A 20,322-nucleotide genomic window follows, 5' to 3' on the forward strand; every position below is an offset into this window, starting at 1 on the left:
CGTGCGCCGTCGTCTGATCTCCTCCACGCTGGCCGTGGTGCTCGTCGTCATCGCCGTCTTCGGGCTGTCCCTGATCATCGTGGAGACCAGGACCATCGAGAGCAGCGCGCGCGACGGCGTCGAGTCCGAGGCCGTACGGCTGGTCGGGATCGTGGAGAACCGCATCCTGGCGGGGGAGAGCGTCGACGCCAAGGGCCTGGACCGGCAGATCGCCGCCGACCGCTACGCGGTGGTGCGGGTGCCGGACCGCCCCCTGGTGACCCTCGGGAACCGCCCCAGGGGCAAGGCCATCACCTCCACCCAGCGCGGCGACCACGGCGAGTCCGTCACCGTGGAGCAGCCGCGCTCCACGGTCAGCGAGGAGATCGGCCGCAATCTGCTGGTGATCCTGGCCGTCGCGCTGCTCGCCGTCCTGGCCGCGGTCGGCCTCGCCGTACGCCAGGCCAAGCGGCTGGCCAGCCCGCTCAGCGACCTCGCCGCGACCGCCGAACGCCTCGGCTCCGGCGACCCGCGGCCCCGGCACCGCCGCTACGGCGTCCCCGAACTGGACCGGATCGCCGATGTCCTGGACTCCAGCGCCGAGCGCATCGGGCGGATGCTCACCGCCGAGCGCAGGCTCGCCTCCGACGCCTCGCACCAGCTGCGCACCCCGCTGACCGCGCTGTCGATGCGGCTGGAGGAGATCGTGGCCACCGACGACCAGGAGACGGTCAAGGAGGAGGCGACGATCGCGCTCGGCCAGGTGGAGCGGCTGACCGACGTGGTGCAGCGGCTGCTGACCAACGCGCGCGACCCACGGACCGGCTCCGCGGTCTACTTCGACCTCGACGAGGTGATCAAGCAGCAGGTCGAGGAATGGCGCCCGGCGTATCAGAACGAGGGCAGGTCCATCGTCCGCTCCGGCACCCCCGCACTGCGGGCGGTCGGTACGCCGGGCGCGGTCGCGCAGGTGCTGGCCACCCTGATCGAGAACTCGCTGATGCACGGCTCGGGCACGGTCGGGCTGCGGACCCGGGTGACCGGGAACCAGGCGGTGGTCGAGGTCACCGACGAGGGCCGGGGGGTGCCGTCCGACCTGGGGGCGCGGGTCTTCGAGCGCACGGTCAGCGGCCGCAATTCCACCGGGCTCGGCCTCGCGCTCGCCCGCGATCTCGCCGAGGCGGACGGCGGACGGCTCGAACTGCTCCAGCAGCACCCGCCGGTCTTCGCGCTCTTCCTGGCCCGGGAGATGCAGCCGCCGTCGCCGCGCGAGGACATCGTGAGCTGATCAGGCGGCGGCACACGTCAATCCGGCGGCAGGGCGCGGCCAGACCGCGGGACGAGCGTCAGCCGTTGAGGTTGACGCCGTTGGCGTCGGCCTTCTTCGGCTTCCGACGGACCCCGCCCGCCGCCTGATCGGCGGCGCCGTCCGCGGTCCCGCCCGCCGTCAGGAACGACTCGGCCTGCTCCACCGCGTCCCGCGCGGGGAGCCGCCGGAATACCCAGGTGCGGTACGACCAGAAGCGGAAGAGCGTCGCGACACCGATACCGAGGAATTTGAACACGTTGCTCTGCAGCTGGCTGTCCCAGTGGAAGCCGTACGTCGCCACGAACAGCACGCCGTTCTCGATCACCATGCCGATGCAGCTGAAGAACAGGAAGAGCCCCAGCTCCTTGGTGCGGCCCGCCCGGTCCCGGTCCCGGTAGGTGAAGTAGCGGAATCCGACGTAGTTGAACGCGATCGACACCAGCGTCGCCAGGACGCTGGCGCGCACGGTCTGCAGCCCGGTGTTGTGCCGGACCAGGTTGAACACCCCGATGTTGACCAGGACGCCGGCGCCGCCCACCGCGCCGAATTTCGCGATCTCGCGGTACATCAGACTCAGCTTGACGCGCAGGGCGTGGAATCCGGTCATGGTGATCGCTCGGGCCCTGTCTGTCGGGTGGGTGGGTCGGTGAAGCGGGCTGCCGGGGACGGTTCGGGGTTCCCTCATGCTAACCGCCCCCTGGAAGACGCCGTAGGGCCGTCCGGCGTTCGGTCGGCCGCAAGGCCGATACCCTGGTAATGCCATCACCGGGGGACCGGCCCCCGTGCACCACCGGCAGGAAAAAACGTGACATTCCCCGTAGTCGGCATGGTAGGCGGCGGCCAGCTCGCCCGTATGACCCACGAGGCGGGCATCCCGCTCGGCATCAGGTTCAGGATTCTCAGCGACACGGCCCAGGACTCGGCCGCGCAAGTCGTCGCGGACGTCACCGTCGGCGACTACCGCGACCTCGACACCCTGCGGGCCTTCGCGCAGGGCTGCGACGTGATCACCTTCGACCACGAGCACGTGCCGACCGAGCACCTGCGCGCCCTGGAGGCGGACGGCATCGTGGTACGCCCCGGCCCCGACGCCCTGGTGCACGCGCAGGACAAGGGCGTCATGCGCACCAGGCTCGCCGAGATCGGTGTGCCCTGCCCGCGCAACCGGATCGTCGCCGACCCGGCGGACGTCACACGCTTCGCCGGCGAGACCTCGGGATACCCGGTGGTCCTCAAGACCGTGCGCGGCGGCTACGACGGCAAGGGCGTGTGGTTCGTCCGCGCCGAGCAGGACGCGGCCGACGCCTTCCGGGCCGGTGTGCCGGTGCTCGCCGAGGAGAAGGTCGACTTCGTGCGCGAGCTGGCCGCGAACGTCGTGCGCTCGCCGCACGGCCAGGCGGTGGCGTATCCGGTGGTGGAGTCCGTGCAGGTCGACGGGGTGTGCGACACGGTGGTCGCGCCCGCGCCAGGGCTGCCCGACGAGCTCTCCGCGCAGGCGCAGCGCCTCGCGCTGACCGTGGCCCGCGAGCTGGGCGTGATCGGCCACCTCGCCGTCGAGCTGTTCGAGACCGCGGACGGCCGCATCCTGGTCAACGAACTGGCCATGCGCCCGCACAACAGCGGCCACTGGACCATCGACGGCGCCGTCACCTCGCAGTTCGCCAACCACCTGCGGGCCGTGCTCGACCTGCCGCTCGGCGACCCGCGCCCGCGCGCCCGCTGGACGGTGATGGCCAACGTCCTCGGCGGCGACTACCCCGACATGTACGCCGCCTATCTGCACTGCATGGCCCGCGACCCCGGGCTGAAGATCCACATGTACGGCAAGGACGTGAAGCCCGGCCGCAAGGTCGGCCATGTCACCACCTACGGCGACGACCTGCCCGACGTGCGCGAGCGCGCCCGTCACGCGGCCGACTATCTGCGAGGGACGATCGATGAGTGAAGCGCAGGACACCACCGCACCCGCGGTCGGCATCGTCATGGGCTCCGACTCCGACTGGCCGGTGATGGAGGCCGCGGCCGGCGCGCTGCAGGAATTCGACGTCACCTTCGAGGTCGACGTCGTCTCCGCGCACCGCATGCCGCACGAGATGATCGCGTACGGCGAGCAGGCCGCAGGCCGCGGGCTCAAGGCGCTGATCGCGGGCGCGGGCGGCGCCGCCCACCTGCCGGGGATGCTCGCCTCGGTCACCCCGCTGCCGGTCATCGGGGTGCCGGTGCCGCTGAAGTACCTCGACGGCATGGACTCGCTGCTGTCCATCGTGCAGATGCCGGCCGGCGTGCCCGTCGCCACGGTCTCGGTGGCCGGCGCGCGCAATGCCGGGCTGCTGGCGGTGCGCATCCTGGCCGCGCACGACCAGGAGCTGCAGGCCCGGATGCGCGACTTCCAGGTGTCGCTCAACGAGCAGGCCACCGAGAAGGGCCGCCGCCTGCGCGCGAAGGTCACGGGAGCGGCGGGCTTCGGCTTCGCGAAGTAGTCCTCCGCGGCCTGGCGCCGGTGTCGCGGAGTGGTCCGCCGTCGCGAGGCGCCGGCCTGGTCGGGCGGGGCGGCCGCCGCCAGGTGGTCGCCTTCGCCTGGTGACGCCTCTGCCATGGACGCCGCCGCATAGGCTGGCCTGCATGGACCTTCTCGCCCGCGCCCGCGACCTGCTCGCCGCCCACCCCGTCGTCGACGGGCACAACGACCTGCCGTGGGCGCTGCGCAAACAGGTCTCCTACGACCTCGACCGGCTCGACATCGCCGCCGACCAGAGCGACCGGCTGCACACCGACATCCCGCGGCTGCGGGCCGGCGGCGTCGGCGGGCAGTTCTGGTCGGTCTACGTGTCGGTGGAGCTGGCCGGCGCGGACGCGGTCACCGCGACCCTGGAGCAGATCGACGTCGTCCGCCGGATGACCGCCCGCTACCCCGAGGACCTCGCGCTCGCCCTGACCGCCGACGACATCGAGGAAGCCCGCGGCAGGGGCCGTATCGCCTCGCTGATGGGCGCCGAGGGTGGGCATTCCATCGACGGCTCACTGGCCGTCCTGCGGACCTTCTACGACCTCGGTGTGCGCTACATGACGCTCACCCACAACGACAACACCCCGTGGGCGGACTCCGCCACGGACGAGCCCGCCGCGGGCGGCCTGACCGCCTTCGGCGAGGAGGTCGTCAGGGAGATGAACCGGCTCGGCATGCTGGTGGACCTCTCGCACGTCTCCGCCGACACCATGCGCGCCGCCCTGCGGGTGGCCGGTGCGCCGGTGCTCTTCTCGCACTCCTCGGCCCGCGCGGTCTGCGACCACGTACGCAACATCCCCGACGACGTGCTCGCCCAGCTGCCCGCCAACGGCGGCGTGGCCATGGCCACGTTCGTGCCGAAGTTCATCCTGCCCGCGGCCATCGAGTGGACCGCGGCGGCCGACGACAACATGCGCGCGCACGGCCGGCACCCGCTGGACACCACACCCGAGGGGATGGCCGTCCAGCGGGCGTACGAGGCGGAGCACCCGCGCCCGGTCGCCACCGCGGCGACGGTCGCCGACCACCTCGACCACATGCGCGAGGTGGCCGGCGTCGACCACATCGGCCTCGGCGGCGACTACGACGGCACGGCCTTCACGCCCGAGGGCCTGGACGATGTCGCCGGCTATCCGAACCTGATCGCCGAACTGCTGCGCCGCGGCTGGTCGGACGCCGACCTCGCCAAGCTCACCTGGCACAACGCGGTGCGGGTGCTGCGGGACGCGGAGTCGGCGGCGACCGCGCTGCGGGCCGTGCGCGGCCCGTCGGTCATGGTGCAGCCGGCCGGCTGACCGCGCCGGCCGCGCGCTCAGCAGGCGCAGAGGCAGAACGGGTGTCCCACCGGGTCGGCGTAGACCCGCCAGTTGCGGCTGCCGTCGAGGTCGCCCTCCAGCAGCGTCGCGCCGAGCGTGAGCACCTTCTTCTCGGCGTCGTCCATTTCCGCGCGCTCCACCGCGATGTCCAGGTGGTACTGCTGCGGGCGCTCGGGGTCGGGCCAGGCGGGCGCCCGGTACGCGGGGGCGAGCTGGAAGGACAGCTGCTGGCCTCCCTCGCGGTTGAGGTCCACCCAGGTCTCGTCGTCGGCCTCGACGGTGCCGCCGACCAGTTCGGCGTAGAAGGCGGCGAGGGCGGCGGGGTCGGGACAGTCGAGGACGACGGCGCTCAGCCGGCCGATCATGGCGGGTCCTTTCGTCGGACGGTGTTACCGGCATAGGGGCATGTAGCGGTAACCGTTACTTCATGATGCGGGAGCAGCGGTAACGTGGCAAGGGTGGAGCAGCCCGGAGTACGCGATCCCGCGCCCGAACCGCTGCAGTTTGTGCAGGATCTGGTCAACACCGTGGATCTGGAGAGCGACCGCGACGAACTGCGGACCGCGGCGGAGGCCGCCGCCTGGGCGCGCGGGCAGGGCCTGTCGGGGCGTCACTTCGACGCCGGCGCGCTCGCCGACGTGCTGACGCTGCGGGAGGCCCTGCGGGACGTCTGCGCGGCCCACGCGGGCACCGACGTGCCCGCCGCCACCGTGGACGCCCTGGACCGGCTGCTGGCACGGGCGCCGCTGCGGCTGACCCTCGACGCCGAGGGCCGCGCCGCCGTGCGCCCCACAGACGGGCTCACCGGCGCGGCCGGGGTCACCGCCGCGGCTGCCGCGGCCATCGCGCGGGCGAGCGCGGACGGCACCTGGCAGCGGCTCAAGGCGTGCGCCGCCGACAGCTGCCGCTGGGTCTACTACGACCGCAGCCCGGCGGGCCGCAGCCGCTGGTGCACGATGGCGATCTGCGGCAGCCGGGCGAAGATGCGGACCTACCGGAAGAACAGCAGGGCGGACGCGCCGGAGCCGGGCTGACCGCGGGTGCGCGGCTACGCCTGCGGGCGGCCCATCGCGCGATACGTCCAGCCCGCCTTGCGCCAGACGGCAGGGTCCAGGGCATTGCGGCCGTCGAGCACCGACCTGCCGCGCGCCACATCGGCCAGCGCGGCCGGGTCCAGCTCGCGGAATTCCCGCCACTCGGTCAGGTGCAGCACTATGTCGGCGCCGCGGACCGCCTCCAGCGCGGTGGGGGCGTAGCCGAGGGTCGGGAAGAGCGAGCGGGCGTTGTCCATGCCCTTGGGGTCGTAGACGGTGACCTGGCCGCCCTGCAACTGGATCTGGCCCGCCACATTGAGCGCGGGGGAGTCCCGTACGTCGTCCGAGTCGGGCTTGAAGGCGGCGCCGAGCACCGCGATCCGGCGGCCGAGGAAGCCGCCGCCCAGGGCCTCGCGGGCCATTTCCACCATATGGGTGCGGCGCCGCATATTGATCGAGTCGACCTCGCGCAGGAAGGTCAGCGCCTGGTCGGCGCCCAGCTCGCCCGCCCTGGCCATGAAGGCGCGAATGTCCTTGGGCAGACAGCCGCCGCCGAAGCCGATGCCGGCCCGCAGGTATTTGTGGCCGATCCGGTCGTCGTAGCCGATCGCCTCGGCGAGCTTGGCCACGTCGCCGCCGGCCGCCTCGCTGACCTCGGCCATGGCGTTGACGAAGGAGATCTTGGTGGCGAGGAAGGCGTTCGCGGCGGTCTTGACCAGCTCGGCCGTCGGATAGTCGGCGACGACGAAAGGCGTGCCTTCTGCGACGGGCGTGGCGTAGACCTCGCGCAGCAGCGATTCCGCGCGCTCGCTCGTGACGCCCACCACGATCCGGTCCGGGTGCAGCGTGTCCTGCACCGCGTAGCCCTCGCGCAGGAATTCCGGATTCCAGGCCAGCTCCGCCTCCGCGCCCGCCGGCGCCAGCTCGGCCAGCAGCGCCGCCAGCCGGGCCGCGCTGCCCACCGGCACGGTGGACTTGCCGACCACCAGGACCGGCCGCCGCAGCAGCGGTGCGAGCCGGGTGAAGGCGCGGTCCACGTAGCTCATGTCGCAGGCGTACTCGCCCTGCTTCTGCGGGGTGTTGACGCACACGAAGTGCACATCGCCGAAGTCGGCCAGCTCCTCCCACGACAAGGTGAAGCGCAGCCGCCCGGTCGACCCCTCGATCCCGGCCACGTGCTTGGCCAGCAGGTCCTCAAGTCCCGGCTCGAACATCGGCACCCGGCCCTGCGACAGCATCTCGATCTTGCGCGGCTCGATGTCGAGCGCGAGCACGTCGAAGCCGAGTTCGGCCATGGCGGCGGCATGGGTGGCGCCGAGGTAGCCGGTACCGATGACGGTGAGCTTGAGAGGCATGGGCCAGAGCATAGTCGGCACGGGGTGGACCAAAAGGGGGGTGTACGCGGGCCGGCCGGTCCACAATGCGGTGACCGATCCGGCGGGGTCGGGCTTACCGGGGTGGGGTGCGATCGTGGCTGGTGGCGAGGACGGCAGAGGCGGCAGGGCCGGGGGAGGCCCGCTGTGGCACGCGGGCGACCGGACGGACGGGACCGGGGGCGGCCCCGCGGACGCGGAAGCGCCCGGGACCCCCGGGCCGCCGGAGCGGCCGCAACCGGCGAAGGCACCCGGATCGGGCGCCGTACCCGAGTCGCCCGGGACCCCCGAGTCGCCCGGGACACCTGAACCGCCCGGGACCCCCGAGTCGCCCGGGACCCCCGAGTCGCCCGGGACCCCTGAACCGCCCGGCGCGCCCGAGCCGACCGCTCCGGAGTCGCCCGAGCGCCGGCGTGCCCGGATCCGCCGCCGCACCCGCCGGGTGCTGTACGGCGCGCTCGTCCTGCTGTGCACCGGCGCCCTGCTGATCGCCGGCACCGGCTACTGGGCGTACGAGCACTACACCGGCCGGGTGCAGCGCATCCCCAACGCCTTCCCCACCGGCCTGCCGGCGGGCGCGGTCCCGCCGCCGTCCAAGAGCGGCAGCCAGACCTTCCTGCTGGTCGGCGTGGACGCCCGCTCCGACCTGCCCACCACGGGCAAGGACGCCGAGGCGCCGGAGTGGAAGCCGGGCGCCCAGCGCAGCGACACGATGATGCTGGTGCACCTGCCGGCCGACCACAAGCACGCCTATGTCGTCTCGCTGCCCCGCGACTCCTGGGTGAACATCCCTGGGCACGGCAAGGCCAAGCTGAACGCGGCCTTCTCCTGGGGCGGCCCGCCGCTGCTGATCGACACCGTGCAGCGGCTGACCAGGGTCGCGATCGACCACCTCGCGGTGATCGACTGGAGCGGCTTCAAGAAGCTCACCGACGCGGTCGGCGGGGTGGACATCACCGTGGACAAGACCGTCGAGCGCCGCAACGGCCCCGGCGGCGTATGGTCCGCGGGTCCGCACCACATGGACGGCGACGACGCGCTGGACTACGTACGCGAGCGCTACGGCCTGCCCAACGGCGACCTCGACCGCACCCACCGGCAGCAGAACTTCCTGCGGGCGGTGCTGGCCAAGGTGCTCTCCGGCGGCACCGTGACCAATCCGCTCAAGCTCAAGCGCACCCTGGACCAGGTCACCTCGGTGGTCAGCGTCGACGACCGGCTGTCCGACGGCGCGCTGCGCGGCCTGGTGTGGGACATGCGCTCGGTGGGCTCCTCGGACATGGTCTTCATGAACGCGCCCGTCGCGGGCTTCGACACCGTCAGCAAGCAGTCGGTCGTGCTGCTCGACGACAACGGCGGCTCGCAGCTGTGGGAGGCGATACGCAACGACACCATGGCCGACTTCGTGGCCACCCACGCCCTCGACAAGCTCGGCACCAAGGTGTCGTGAGCGCTCCTGGCGCCCTTCGGGCGAGCCGCTTGTGCTGTCGTGAACGTCACGTAGGCCGCATGATGGGCGCGGCTTTAGGATCGTAGGGTTACTTAACGGTAGTTAGCATCGGGGAGTGAGACTCTGTGGCCGGATCCTCCGACTTCGACCTTTTCCGGACCTCCGAAGAGCACGACATGCTCCGGGACGCCGTGCGCTCCCTCGCCGAGGCGAAGATCGCCCCTTTCGCCGCCGAGGTGGACGAGCAGGGCCGCTTCCCCCAGGAGGCGCGTGACGCACTGGAGGCCAACGACCTGCACGCCGTGCACATCCCCGAGGCCTACGACGGCCCGGGCGCCGACGCGCTGTCCACCGTCATCGTGATCGAGGAGGTCGCCCGGGTCTGCGCCTCCTCCTCGCTCATCCCCGCGGTCAACAAGCTCGGCTCGCTCCCGGTGGAACTGTCCGGGTCCGAGGAGCTGAAGACGAAGTACCTGGGCGCGCTGGCCCGCAAGGAGGGGATGTTCTCCTACGCCCTGTCGGAGCCCGAGGCGGGTTCCGACGCGGCGGGCATGAAGACCCGTGCCGTGCGCGACGGCGACTTCTACGTACTCAACGGCGTGAAGCGCTGGATCACCAACGCCGGGGTCTCGGACTTCTACACGGTCATGGCCGTCACCGACCCCGACAAGCGCTCCAAGGGCATCTCCGCCTTCGTGGTGGAGAAGAGCGACGAGGGCGTCTCCTTCGGCGCCCCGGAGAAGAAGCTCGGCGTCAAGGGCTCGCCGACCCGCGAGGTCTACCTCGACAACGTCCGCATCCCCGCCGACCGCATCATCGGTGCGGAGGGCACCGGCTTCGCCACCGCGATGCGGACCCTCGACCACACCCGCGTCACCATCGCCGCCCAGGCCCTCGGCATCGCGCAGGGCGCGCTGGACTACGCCAAGGGATATGTGACGGAACGCAAGCAGTTCGGCAAGGCCATCGCCGAATTCCAGGGCATCCAGTTCATGCTGGCCGATATGGCCATGAAGCTGGAGGCCGCCCGCCAGCTCACCTACGCCGCCGCGGCCAGGTCGGAGCGCTCGGACCCCGACCTGACCTTCTTCGGCGCCGCCGCCAAGTGCTACGCCTCCGACGTGGCCATGGCGGTCACCACCGACGCGGTCCAACTGCTCGGAGGATATGGCTACACACGCGACTATCCGGTCGAGCGGATGATGCGCGACGCCAAGATCACCCAGATCTACGAGGGCACCAACCAGATCCAGCGGATCGTCATGGCCCGCAACCTGCCCGCGTAGCAACTCTGTAACACCGCCGCACGAAGAGCACCCGGACCGGGTGCTCTTTGTGCGTGTGAGGTCGTGTAGTAGTCGGTTTGCGATCAATTGACAAGCGTGCGCGGGGGCTTGTAGAGGTGTGAGGGCCATCAGTGGGGCGGGGGGCCATCGTGTCCGCTGAGCGGCCTTTCCGCACTTGTGATCCGATCCCGTGAAGGGAAGACGTGTCCATAAACCGCCGTACCGCAATCGCGGTGCGTTCCATTGGCGTCGCCTCCGCCGCAGCCGCTCTTGCGCTGGGCGTTGCAGGCAGCGCGTTTGCTTGCTCCATCACCGAGTTCACGCCGTCCGCCTCGTGCGACGGCGACCACGGCGTCATCACCGTCCTCGACCAGGACAACAGCACCAATGTCGACATCACGGTGTCGCAGGGCTCGACCGAGGTCGGCTCCCAGAAGGGCGTCAAGGGCACCAAGGAAGGCGTTGCCTTCGCCATCGCCGTGGACTGGACGCCGAACACGGTCTACACCGTGCATGTCGTGAAATCGGCCGGTCAGGTGGAGGTCGGTACCAAGGAGGTGACCACGCCGGACAAGGCGTGCGCGACCCCGTCGCCGTCGCCGTCGCAGACGACTCCCACCACGCCGCCCGAGACCACCGCCCCCGCGGCTCCGGCGCCGACCACCACAGCCCCGGCCGCGGCTGTCGCCGACACCAACGCGCCCTCGCCGGCCGGTGGTACGTCCAACCTGGCCGAGACCGGTGGCGGCTCCAACACCGGCATGATCGCCGGTGTCGCGGCGGTGCTCGTCGCGGCCGGCGGTGGCACGGTCTTCATGCTGCGCCGCCGCAACCCGGCGGGACGTCACTGACGTTCTCACCCCCAGAGGCGTAACTGCCGCCGGAAGGCGGTACGCTGCGACGCCGCTGTCGTGTCCACGACGGCGGCGTCGCATTTGTTCGTCAGCACATCCGCACCGTCAGCACGTCGAAAATGGGGGCACCACATGGCCATTCGCAAGTCCACCATGCAGGAGCAGGTGGCCGAGGCCATCGCGCAGATCAACCCGGGCGACCGGCCGATCGCCACGATCCACACCGTGACCGGCCCGAGCCCTTACCTGACCAACGCGCTGGGCGTGATCGCCCAGGCGTTCGTGAAGTACTACTTCGTGACGGTCACCGAGCAGGCCGTGGTCTTCCACAAGGCCGGCCGGATGAGCGCCCGGCCCAAGGAGCTGGTCGTGGCCATACCGCGGCAGGAGGCCGCGGCCCTGGTCAGCGAGGTCAAGCGGAACGCCATGTGGAGCTCGCTGAAGTTCCAGCTGCCCGGCGAGGCCAAGCCGACCCGGCTGAACGTCGCCCGCTACTGGCGGCCCGAGCTGGACCAGTGGGTGCTCGCGGTCACCGGCGCGCCGATCGCGGCCTGAGCCGGGACCCCGCGGGATCCGTCAGGAACCGCTGAGCACGAAGGACGGCCCCGGTTCCCACCGCGTCGATCGCGGGGGAGCCGGGGCCGTCGATGCCGCCGCGCGGCCGGGCACGTGGGGCGCGGCTACTTGGTGGCGGTGACCTTGTCGTCGTTCTTCAGCTCGCCGAAGAGCGTCTTCGCCTTCGTCATGTCCCACTTCACGGCGTCGCCGTCGTTGGGGGTCTGGTAGTTGGCGCTGGCGATCGGCACGGTGATGGATTTCCCGTCGCCGCCGGTGACGCCCTTCATCGCCCAGAACATCGACGCGAGATTGCGCAGGCTCATCTTCTTGTCCACGATGAGCGTGTCGAGGCCCGAGCCGATCACCGGGTAGAGCTTGAACGGGTTCAGCACCGTCGAGGGCGACGCCGCCTGGTGGGCGAGGGTCGACAGGAACTTCTGCTGGTTGCGCATCCGGCCCAGGTCCTGGTCGGCCTCCTGGTGGCGCTGCCGGACGAAGGCCAGCGACTGCTGGCCGTTCATCTTCTGGCAGCCCGCGGAGAAGTCCGCGCCCGACGCCTTGTCGTGCAGCGGCTTGTCCAGGCACATGTTCACGCCGCCGAGCGCGTTGACCAGGTTCACGAAGCCCGCGAAGCCGATCTCGGCGTAATGGTCGATGTGGAGGCCGGTGTTGTACTCGACGGTCCTGGTCAGCAGCTCGGGGCCGCCGTCGGCGTACGCGCGGTTCAGCTTGTGGGTGGAGGCCGGGTAGCGCTTGTGCGACTGCTGGCCGGTGAAGGCCGGGATGGTGACGTAGGAGTCGCGCGGCAGGCTCATCATCGTGGTGCCGTTGCTGCCGGTGTGCAGGATCATCATCGAGTCGGTGCGCTGGCCCGACGCGGCTCCGGTGTGCAGATCCTTCTCGTCCTGCTTGGTCAGCCCCTCACGGCTGTCCGAGCCGACGATCAGGTAGTTGGTGCCCTTGCCGGCCGCCGGGCGGTCCTCGACCTTGCTCAGGTCGACCTCGCGCCGCACCTTGGAGTCGGCCCAGAAGTACGTCGACACCGACACCACGAGCAGCACCACGACAAGCCCGAGGGCCGCGTAGCCGATCTTCTTGCGGGTGCTCCAGCGCGGGGCGCGCGGCCCCGCGCCGCCGGGGCCGCCGGTGGCCGGCGGGCCGTAGCCGTCGCCCGATCCGTCGCCGGGCTGCGGGATCGCGCCGGGCTGCGGGCGGTCGCCCGGCGCGGGGCGGCGAGTGGGCTGCGGCGGGACTCCGCCCGAGGCAGCGGCGGCCCGGCGCGGCGACAGTTCTGGGGGCAGCGGAGGCTCGGAGAGCCGGCGCCGCTCGGTGTCATCGCTCCAACCGTTCATGTCCGTCAGTGTGCCCGGCCGCGGCGTGGGACCTTGAATCCAGGGCGGTTCTGTAGCTAATCCGATGCATTCGGCCACCAGCCGCAGCTGTTTCGTAACGGACATAAAGTAGCGGTCATGATCGATCCATCCGCAGGCTCCGGCACCCCCGAGCCGCCCGCCGTCCCGCACGCCCCGGGCGTCCCGCAGTTCCCGGTGATCCCGGGCAAGGCGACGTCCGCCGCCCGGATCACGCTGTCGCACATCATGAGCGCCCATGACACCAACCTGCTGGGTACGGTCCATGGCGGCGTCGTGATGAAACTGGTCGACGACGCGGCCGGCGCGGTCGCGGGCCGGCACTCCGAGGGGCCGGTGGTGACCGGTGCGATGGACGAGATGGCCTTCCTCGAACCGGTCAGGGTCGGCGACCTGCTCCAGGTGAAGGCCCAGGTCAACTGGACGGGGAAGACCTCCATGGAGGTCGGCGTCCGGGTCGTCGCCGAGCGCTGGAACGAGGCGGGGCGGCCCGCCAAGCAGGTCGCGAGCGCCTATCTGGTCTTCGTCGCCGTGGACGCCGAGGGCCGCCCGCGCCGGGTGCCGCCCGTGATGCCGGAGACCGCGCAGGACCGGCGCCGCTGGCAGGAGGCCCAGATCCGCCGGACGCACCGGCTGGCCCGCCGCCGGGCGATCCTGGAACTGCGCAGGGAGCGGGCGGCGGAGGGCCTGGACGACTGACCCGCCGCCCCACCGCCCCACCCGCGGCTCGCGTCAGGGGCAGCCCACCTGGTCGCCGGTGAGGGCGCCGGCGGCCTGCCGCGTACCGGGGTCGGGCGCGGGCGCGGTCACCGGCCTCACCTTGGCGGTGGCGAAGTCCGGGCCGAGTGTGACCCGCATCAGCGGCCCCTGCTTGGCCGCGGGCACCAGTCGCGCCCCCGGCAGGGCGACGGCCAGCGCCTTCGCCGAGTCGTCCCAGCGCGGGTCGTAGCGGATCACGGTGTGCGGTACGTGCCGGGGCGCCGTGGCCGGTGCGCCGGGTGTGAGGAAGCCGGTGGCGTGCAGCGCCTGCTGGGTGTTCGCGGCCAGGCCGCGGACGCCGGTGCCGTTCTCGACCCTTACCCGGATCCTGGCCGGGTCCACCCCGACCGGTACGCCGGCCGGCCCGCCGCCGGCCGGGCGCGGGGCGGTGAGCGGCTTGTCGGCGCGGATGGCCGCCCACAGCCGCCCGGCTTTCGGGGCGTCCCACTTCACGGTGGAGCCGACGCCGGGGACGTGGAAGCTGCTGGTGCTCAGCGGCACCGAGGTGAATTCCGACGAGCCGGGCGTGAAGTCCTTCATGGCGCGGGCGAGACCGATCAGGTCCCCGCTGTCGAGCCCCTGGTCGGCGCGGACCGAGCCGAGCACAGCGGAGACCACCTTGCCGAGCCGCAGCGGGTCGCCGAGGGTGCCGCCGCTGGTGGTCTTGTGGATGACCTGGGCCAGGAAGCGCTGCTGGCGCTGCATCCGCCCGAGGTCGGCGGCCGGGTCCAGATGCCGGGAGCGCACGTACTGCAGCGCCTGGCCGCCGTTCAGGGTCGTGGTGCCCACCGGCAGGTTCAGGCCGGAGTACGCGTCCTTGAGCGGGCGGGAGGTGCAGACCGGGACGCCGCCGATCACGTCCACGGTCTTCATGAAGCTGGTGAAGTCCACCTCCAGGTAGTGGTCGATGTGGACGCCGGTCAGCTGCTCGACGGTCCGCACGGTGAGCTTGGGGCCGCCGTCGGCGTAGGCCTGGTTGATCTTGGCGGGCCGGGTCCCGGACGCGGGCTTCGCGGTGCCCCCGCTCCCGGCCTTGGCGCCGGCCTTCTTCCCGGCCTTGCTTCCGGGCGCCGCGGGCAGGGCGGGCAGCAGGACGTAGGTGTCGCGCGGGATGCTGACCACGCTGGCCCGGGAGCGGTCCTGCGACAGGTGGACCAGGATGATCGTGTCCGTGCAGTGGCAGGGCACGCCGCCCAGGTGGTAGCGCTTCTTCTCGTCCGGGGCGATGTCGTCCCGGCTGTCGGTCCCGACGAGCAGGAAATTCGTGCCCTTGCTGCCGCCGGGGCGGCCCTGCATCCCGCCGAAGGCGTCCACCCGGCCGATCGCCCCGTCCACCCCGGTCACCACGGCGTGGCCGATGCCGCTCGCGGTGATCACCAGCAGTGCCACCGCGCCGACGATCCGGGTGCTCAGCCGGATCGGCGGCCACCGGCCCGGCACCGGCCGTCGCCCCGGCTGCGTCCGTGGGGGGCCGGGTGGACGGCGGCTGGTCAGCGGCACGGGATTCCCTCCGCAGTGGTACAGAGCAGGAAGACCCGTTCAGGCTAGGGACAAATAGGACTGTCAGTCTTGCCCCCACGCGCTGGGGTCCCCCATTGGCGGTAACGTTTCCCGCAATGAACGCCGCCACTGACTCCGCGCTCCCGGCCGTCTCCGTGATCATGCCGGTGCTCAACGAGGAGCGCCACCTGCGTAACTCCGTCCGGCACATCCTGGAACAGGACTATCCGGGCGAGCTGGAAGTCGTCATCGCGCTCGGCCCGTCGAAGGACCGGACCGACGCGATCGCGGCCGAGCTGGTCGCCGAGGACCCCCGGGTCCATACGGTGCCCAACCCCACCGGGCGCACGCCCGCCGCCCTGAACGCCGCGATCTCCGCGTCCCGCCACCCGGTCGTGGTGCGGGTCGACGGGCACGGCATGCTCTCGCCCGACTACATCGCCACCGCCGTACGCCTGCTGGACGCCACGGGCGCGGCGAATGTCGGCGGCATCATGCACGCCGAGGGCGAGAACGCCTGGGAGGAGGCGGTCGCCGCGGCCATGACCGCGAAGATCGGCGTCGGCAACGCCGCCTTCCACACCGGTGGCTCCGCCGCCCCCGCCGACACCGTCTATCTCGGTGTCTTCCGGCGCGAGGTGCTGGAGCAGCAGGGCGGCTACAACGTGGAATTCATCCGCGCCCAGGACTGGGAGCTGAACTACCGGATCCGCGAGGCCGGTCATCTCATCTGGTTCTCGCCCGAGCTGCGGGTCTCCTACCGGCCGCGGCCGAGCGTGCGCGCCCTGGCCAAGCAGTACAAGGACTACGGCCGGTGGCGCCGGGTGGTGACGCGCTACCACCGCGGCTCGGTCAATCTGCGGTATCTGGCGGCACCCGGCGCCCTGCTGGCCAATGCGGCGGGCATCGTCGTCGGCGCCGTCCTGACGCCGTGGGCGCTGCTGGTGCCCGCGGCCTATCTCGCGGCCATCACCGTCGGTTCGCTGCCGGCCGGCCGCGGCCTGGGCGCGGGCGCCCGGCTGCGCATCCCGCTCGCGCTGGCCACCATGCACATGTGCTGGGGCTACGGCTTCCTCACCAGCCCGCGCTCGCTGGCCCGCAAGGTGATCGCCAGCCGCCGCCCCGCGGTCACGGCGACCGCCGCGGAGTCGACGACGGCCGACGCGTAGCCCGTACGTACGCCCGCGGGCGCCGCTCTTACGACGGCGGAGGGGTCCACCGGAAGCTCCGGCGGACCCCTTTCGCGTACCTGCGCTGCCCGCCGCGGGCCGTTCAGCCCGCCCAGCGGTAGATCGGCTGGATGGGCATGCAGCCCGTGGTGTCGGCGCCGTTGATGGCGTCGGCGGACTTGGGGACGCCGCCCTCCTTGGGCAGCGTCGTGCTGTAGTCGGTGCCCTTCTTCCAGTCCCCGCCGACCGTCAGGGTGATGCTCTGCACGGTGTCGGACGGCTTCACATTGCTCACCGGGATCTTGAGCGCCTTCGCCACCGAGGCCGCGTCCGCCTTGCCCTGCTCACCGTCGGCCGCCGGGTACGTCAGGGTGGTGCCGGGGCTGGGGGCGGCCTTCTGGCTCGACTCGGCCTTGGTGAAGCCCGCGGTGCCCAGCGCCGCGGCGATGTCCCCGGCGCGGTGCGGCACGGCCGGGTTGCCCGTGGTACCCGCCGTGCCGTTGACCACGGTGACCGGGATCGTCGCGGGGGCCGCGGCGGGCGGTCCCGTCGGGGTGACCGGCTTCGGCGAGGTGCTCGCCGTCCCCGGGGCCTTGGCCTTGCCGTCCGCGTCCATGGCCACGTCGTTGCGCATCAGCGACCACACGGTGGAGGCCGCCGCGGCCGGCACATAGTGCGCGTTGACCGCCTGCGGGTCCGCGTCGTGCGGCATGGTCAGCATCGTCATCCGGGCCGGCGGGATGCTCTTCAGCTCCATGCCGAGGTCGTAGAGCTTCTTCGGGGTGCCGATCTCCGAGGAGACCTCGAAGGCGCCCATCGCCGTGGTGGCGATCTTGTTCAGCCGGGCCGGGTTGGTGAAGAGGTTCTGGCTGCGCAGGGTGCGGATCAGCGAGCTCATGTACATGTGCTGCGCCTTGGCGCGGCCCGAGTCGTCACCGAAGGCGTCGCGGGTGCGCAGCCACTGGAGCGCCTGCTTGTCCTTGATGAGGTGGTGGCCCGCGGTGAGCTTCAGCCCGGAGCCGCCGTGCTTGATGTATTTGGTGGGACGGTCCCAGACGCTGTGCTCGACACATACGTCCACGCCGCCGAGCACGTCCGCCATCTTCACCACACCGGAGAAGTCGATCATCAGCCAGTGGTCGATGTAGACGTTGGTGAGGTTCTGCACGGTCGCCAGGGTGCAGCCGGGGCCGCCGCGGCCCAGCGAGGCGTTGATGATCTCGTTGACCTTCGGATACGTGCGGTGGGTCTTGGGGTCCTCGCACTCGGGGATGTCGACCCGGGTGTCGCGCGGGATGCTGACCACCGACATATTGCTGCGGTCCGCGGACAGGTGGGCGATCATGATCACGTCCGCCCGGGCGCCCGCGCTGTCGGCGGCGCCGCCGAGCTTCTGGTCGTCCGCGCTGATCCGGCTGTCCGAGCCGAGGATCAGGATGTTCATCGCCGAGCTGCCGTTGGCGTTCGCCTTCGGCTTGGCCACGGAGCTGTTCCCGCTGACCCGCTGGCCCTTGCGGATCTTGCCCGCCAGGTACTCGTAGTAGCCGTAAGCGGCCCCCGCCGAGCCCAGGACGCCGACCGCGGCCACGATCGCCACCCAGCGCAGCACCTTGCTCTTGCGGCTGCGCTGCCGCCGCGGGCCGCCCCTGCGGTGCCCGCCGGCGTTCGCCGGGTTGCCGCTGTCGGCGCCGCCCGCGCCAGGTCCGCCGGGTATCGGGTCGGGGCCGTCGCCGCCCCCGTGCGGGCTTCTGGGCCCCGGTATCTGCCCGGTCTCGCGGTCGGCCGCCGGTCCGGGGGCGTACGAGGGCGCGTTGTCCCGGTAGAGCCCGTCGTCCCAGCCGAGGTCGCCATGGTTCGACGCGGAACCCTGACCGCCGCCCATTGCCCCGTCCCGCATGAAGAACCCTCCCCTGCTCCGGCCGAATCTCGGTCGTCCCCGTGTCAGACGGTGATCTGGCGCACGGAGTTGCATCCCGCGGCCCTGACTTAACACGACGGCGGTCACCGGAAGGTTTCGTGAGTCAGCTCACGCAGGACGAATTGTCCGCCCTCGTCCTGGTCAGGTCCTCGGGGGGCGCCGCGGGGTCCGCGATCGGAACCCCGGCCCGGACGAAGTCCGCGCCGAGGGTGAGCGACATGTCCGCGCCCTGGGCGTCGTCGGCTCCGGACGAGGGGCGCAGGGCCGAGCCGGGCAGGCCGAGCATCGCGGCGAGGGCGCGGGCCTGGTCGGCCTGCCCTGGGGTGTAGGCCAGGGTGGTCCGCGGGGCGGGGGAGGGCGCGTTGCCGCCGTTGGCGGGGCCGCCGACGCCCTGGACGCCGCGCAGCCAGTCCACCGTGCCGCGGGCGGCGCCGGAGACGCCGCTGCCGTTGTAGACCTGCACCCGGACGTCGGAGGCCGCGGCCCGGGGGCCGACCAGCCGCGGATCTGCCCTCGGCTGCTTCCTGCGGCCGCTGAGCGAGACGTCGTTCCTGATCATCGCGAACAACTGCTCCGCCCTGGCCCGGTCGACCACGACCGTGGCGTGGACCCGCTCGTTGGGGTTGTCGACCACCGGCAGGGTGGTGAAGGTGATGTGCTTGGCGTCCACCCTGCTGAGGTCCTTGGCCAGGCCGGTCAGCCGCGAGACACTGCCGATCGCGCTGTCCACGGTGAGCGCCCGGGTCGCCGCGTCCGCCAGGGTGAAGAGCTTCCCCGGGCTGGTCAGGGTGCCGCTCGACTTGATCTTGCGGATCATCGCGCTGAGGAAGTTCTGCTGGAGTCTGATCCGGTCCAGGTCGCTCTGGTTGCGCAGCGCGTGCCGGGTCCTGACGAACTCCAGCGCCTGCTCGCCCTCGATCCGGTGCCGCCCCGCGGACAGGTCCAGATGCGACTTGGGATCGACCAGCGGCCTCGACAGGCACACGTCCACCCCGCCGACCGCCGTCGACAGCGCCTTGACCGCCTCGAAGTCGACCATCATGAAGTGGTCGACCGGAATCCCGGTCAACAGCGTGACGGCGCGCATCGTGCAGCCGGGGTCCCGCCCGCCCACGCCCAGGCTCTCGTTGAACCTCGGCGTGGTCAGGCCGGCGGGAATGCCGGGGATCGTCGTCGTGGTGCCGTCCTTCCGCCGGGTCGGGCAGTCCGGGATGCCCGTGACAATGTCCCGCGGGATGCTCATCGCCGTCGCATTGCTGCGGTCGGCCGACACGTGGAAGAGGATCGTGGTGTCGGCGTGGCCGACACTGTCGGCGTCGCCGTACCTGCGGCCCAGCCCCTGGCGGCTGTCGGTGCCGATGACCAGCAGATTGAGCGGGCCGTCGCCGCCGACGTTCTTGCTGCCCGCGTCGCCGACGTCCACGGTGGTGAGGTTGCCGTTGAAGTGCTCGTAGACCAGGTAGCCGCCGACGCCCACCGCGGTCAGGACCAGGCCCATCGCGCCCGCCGTCCACAGCAGCGCCTTCCTGCGCCGGGACAGCCGGCCGTCCGGCTTCCCCCTGCGGCGGCCGGGCGGACCCGGCGCGGCGGCCGTACGGCGGCTCCTGGGCGGGGTTGAGGCGTCGGCGGGCGCGTGGCTGCTCTGCCGGGGCAGACCGGGCTGCTTCCGCGCCCGGTCCTGCGCCGGCCGCTCCCGCAGCCGGTAGGTGCCGGTGGCCGGGTCGAGCACCCACTGGTCCGCCGGATCGATATCGTCTCGGCCTTGCGTGTCCACGGTCGCTCGGGTCCTCCATCCGGTAACCGCCGGATCGCTTACAGTAGTCGCCCGATGACGCACCGATGGGCGATCCCGGTGGATCTCCCCTCCTCGCAACCGGACAAAACCCCCGATTCCTCTCGGAATTGGCGTGGTTTTTCAGCAGCCTTGCACCGGGCTTTGCC

Annotated in this window: 18 protein-coding genes; 11 read left to right on the plus strand and 7 right to left on the minus strand. The window is 71.7% G+C overall.

From position 1 onward, the window contains the following. Window position 1: 1 nt before the first annotated feature. Window positions 2-1,267, plus strand: coding sequence for an ATP-binding protein (locus OHA86_RS24385; RefSeq protein WP_329178481.1), 1,266 nt, complete (start codon window positions 2-4; stop codon window positions 1,265-1,267). 58 nt (window positions 1,268-1,325) lie between these two features. On the opposite strand, the gene OHA86_RS24390 is transcribed toward OHA86_RS24385, so the two are convergent. Further along, complete coding sequence (locus OHA86_RS24390) at window positions 1,326-1,895, minus strand: GtrA family protein (protein WP_329178482.1); 570 nt, start codon at window positions 1,893-1,895, stop codon at window positions 1,326-1,328. A gap of 198 nt (window positions 1,896-2,093) precedes the next feature. Here OHA86_RS24390 and OHA86_RS24395 point away from each other — a divergent pair, with 198 nt between their 5' ends. From OHA86_RS24395 to OHA86_RS24405, 3 genes are all read left to right on the plus strand, one after another. After that, window positions 2,094-3,233, plus strand: coding sequence for a 5-(carboxyamino)imidazole ribonucleotide synthase (locus tag OHA86_RS24395; RefSeq protein ID WP_329178485.1), 1,140 nt, complete (start codon window positions 2,094-2,096; stop codon window positions 3,231-3,233). After that, on the plus strand, window positions 3,226-3,768 hold the full coding sequence (purE, locus tag OHA86_RS24400; protein WP_329178487.1) for a 5-(carboxyamino)imidazole ribonucleotide mutase: 543 nt from the start codon (window positions 3,226-3,228) through the stop codon (window positions 3,766-3,768). The genes OHA86_RS24395 and purE overlap by 8 nt, the downstream gene beginning before the upstream one ends. A 142-nt stretch (window positions 3,769-3,910) precedes the next feature. Then, window positions 3,911-5,089, plus strand: a complete 1,179-nt coding sequence (locus OHA86_RS24405) for a dipeptidase (RefSeq protein WP_329178489.1) — start codon at window positions 3,911-3,913, stop codon at window positions 5,087-5,089. 17 nt (window positions 5,090-5,106) lie between these two features. Here the strand turns inward: OHA86_RS24405 and OHA86_RS24410 are convergent, their stop codons facing one another. Further along, on the minus strand, window positions 5,107-5,475 hold the full coding sequence (locus OHA86_RS24410) for a VOC family protein (protein WP_329178491.1): 369 nt from the start codon (window positions 5,473-5,475) through the stop codon (window positions 5,107-5,109). Window positions 5,476-5,568: 93 nt separating this feature from the next. Here OHA86_RS24410 and OHA86_RS24415 point away from each other — a divergent pair, with 93 nt between their 5' ends. Continuing rightward, the gene (locus tag OHA86_RS24415) at window positions 5,569-6,144 is read left to right on the plus strand and encodes a CGNR zinc finger domain-containing protein (RefSeq protein WP_329178492.1); all 576 of its coding nucleotides are present in this window, start codon (window positions 5,569-5,571) and stop codon (window positions 6,142-6,144) included. Window positions 6,145-6,158: 14 nt separating this feature from the next. Here OHA86_RS24415 and OHA86_RS24420 read toward each other — a convergent pair whose 3' ends face one another. Continuing rightward, on the minus strand, window positions 6,159-7,499 hold the full coding sequence (locus OHA86_RS24420; protein ID WP_329178494.1) for a UDP-glucose dehydrogenase family protein: 1,341 nt from the start codon (window positions 7,497-7,499) through the stop codon (window positions 6,159-6,161). A 115-nt stretch (window positions 7,500-7,614) separates the two neighbouring features. Between OHA86_RS24420 and OHA86_RS24425 the strand changes: the two genes are divergently transcribed. From OHA86_RS24425 to OHA86_RS24440, 4 genes are all read left to right on the plus strand, one after another. After that, complete coding sequence (locus tag OHA86_RS24425) at window positions 7,615-8,967, plus strand: LCP family protein (RefSeq protein ID WP_329178496.1); 1,353 nt, start codon at window positions 7,615-7,617, stop codon at window positions 8,965-8,967. 125 nt (window positions 8,968-9,092) lie between these two features. Continuing rightward, the gene (locus tag OHA86_RS24430) at window positions 9,093-10,253 is read left to right on the plus strand and encodes an acyl-CoA dehydrogenase family protein (protein WP_329178498.1); all 1,161 of its coding nucleotides are present in this window, start codon (window positions 9,093-9,095) and stop codon (window positions 10,251-10,253) included. Between the two features lie 203 nt (window positions 10,254-10,456). After that, window positions 10,457-11,104, plus strand: a complete 648-nt coding sequence (locus OHA86_RS24435; protein ID WP_329178500.1) for an LAETG motif-containing sortase-dependent surface protein — start codon at window positions 10,457-10,459, stop codon at window positions 11,102-11,104. A 135-nt stretch (window positions 11,105-11,239) separates the two neighbouring features. Then, window positions 11,240-11,662, plus strand: a complete 423-nt coding sequence (locus OHA86_RS24440; RefSeq protein WP_329178502.1) for a hypothetical protein — start codon at window positions 11,240-11,242, stop codon at window positions 11,660-11,662. A 125-nt stretch (window positions 11,663-11,787) separates the two neighbouring features. On the opposite strand, the gene OHA86_RS24445 is transcribed toward OHA86_RS24440, so the two are convergent. Next, a complete protein-coding gene (locus tag OHA86_RS24445) occupies window positions 11,788-13,017 on the minus strand; it encodes an LCP family protein (protein ID WP_329178504.1) in 1,230 nt (409 codons plus the stop codon). Window positions 13,018-13,263: 246 nt separating this feature from the next. On the opposite strand from OHA86_RS24445, the gene OHA86_RS24450 reads away from it, so the two are divergent. After that, on the plus strand, window positions 13,264-13,734 hold the full coding sequence (locus OHA86_RS24450; protein ID WP_329182539.1) for an acyl-CoA thioesterase: 471 nt from the start codon (window positions 13,264-13,266) through the stop codon (window positions 13,732-13,734). Between the two features lie 33 nt (window positions 13,735-13,767). Here the strand turns inward: OHA86_RS24450 and OHA86_RS24455 are convergent, their stop codons facing one another. Next, window positions 13,768-15,234, minus strand: coding sequence for an LCP family protein (locus OHA86_RS24455; RefSeq protein ID WP_329178506.1), 1,467 nt, complete (start codon window positions 15,232-15,234; stop codon window positions 13,768-13,770). A 176-nt stretch (window positions 15,235-15,410) separates the two neighbouring features. On the opposite strand from OHA86_RS24455, the gene OHA86_RS24460 reads away from it, so the two are divergent. Further along, entirely contained in the window at window positions 15,411-16,463 is a 1,053-nt protein-coding gene (locus OHA86_RS24460; protein WP_329178508.1) for a glycosyltransferase family 2 protein, read from the plus strand. Window positions 16,464-16,566: 103 nt separating this feature from the next. Here OHA86_RS24460 and OHA86_RS24465 read toward each other — a convergent pair whose 3' ends face one another. Both OHA86_RS24465 and OHA86_RS24470 read right to left on the minus strand, forming a co-directional pair. Beyond that, window positions 16,567-18,360 (minus strand): LCP family protein, encoded by a 1,794-nt coding sequence (locus tag OHA86_RS24465; RefSeq protein WP_329178511.1) that lies wholly within the window; start codon window positions 18,358-18,360, stop codon window positions 16,567-16,569. Window positions 18,361-18,484: 124 nt separating this feature from the next. Continuing rightward, window positions 18,485-20,155: an LCP family protein gene (locus tag OHA86_RS24470; RefSeq protein WP_329178513.1), complete on the minus strand. Its 1,671-nt coding sequence runs from the start codon at window positions 20,153-20,155 to the stop codon at window positions 18,485-18,487. Between the last annotated feature and the right edge of the window lie 167 nt (window positions 20,156-20,322).

It is taken from the genome of Streptomyces sp. NBC_01477, from assembly GCF_036227245.1.
In the GTDB taxonomy this organism is placed as follows: Bacteria; Actinomycetota; Actinomycetes; order Streptomycetales; family Streptomycetaceae; genus Actinacidiphila.

Coding starts and splice junctions, on each gene's coding strand:
- OHA86_RS24390 (WP_329178482.1), bottom strand. CDS start 1,895: ATGACCGGATTCCACGCCCTGCGCGTCAAGCTGAGTCTGATGTACCGC.
- purE (WP_329178487.1), top strand. CDS start 3,226: ATGAGTGAAGCGCAGGACACCACCGCACCCGCGGTCGGCATCGTCATG.
- OHA86_RS24405 (WP_329178489.1), top strand. CDS start 3,911: ATGGACCTTCTCGCCCGCGCCCGCGACCTGCTCGCCGCCCACCCCGTC.
- OHA86_RS24410 (WP_329178491.1), bottom strand. CDS start 5,475: ATGATCGGCCGGCTGAGCGCCGTCGTCCTCGACTGTCCCGACCCCGCC.
- OHA86_RS24420 (WP_329178494.1), bottom strand. CDS start 7,499: ATGCCTCTCAAGCTCACCGTCATCGGTACCGGCTACCTCGGCGCCACC.
- OHA86_RS24440 (WP_329178502.1), top strand. CDS start 11,240: ATGGCCATTCGCAAGTCCACCATGCAGGAGCAGGTGGCCGAGGCCATC.
- OHA86_RS24445 (WP_329178504.1), bottom strand. CDS start 13,017: ATGAACGGTTGGAGCGATGACACCGAGCGGCGCCGGCTCTCCGAGCCT.
- OHA86_RS24450 (WP_329182539.1), top strand. CDS start 13,264: ATGAGCGCCCATGACACCAACCTGCTGGGTACGGTCCATGGCGGCGTC.
- OHA86_RS24460 (WP_329178508.1), top strand. CDS start 15,411: ATGAACGCCGCCACTGACTCCGCGCTCCCGGCCGTCTCCGTGATCATG.
- OHA86_RS24465 (WP_329178511.1), bottom strand. CDS start 18,360: ATGCGGGACGGGGCAATGGGCGGCGGTCAGGGTTCCGCGTCGAACCAT.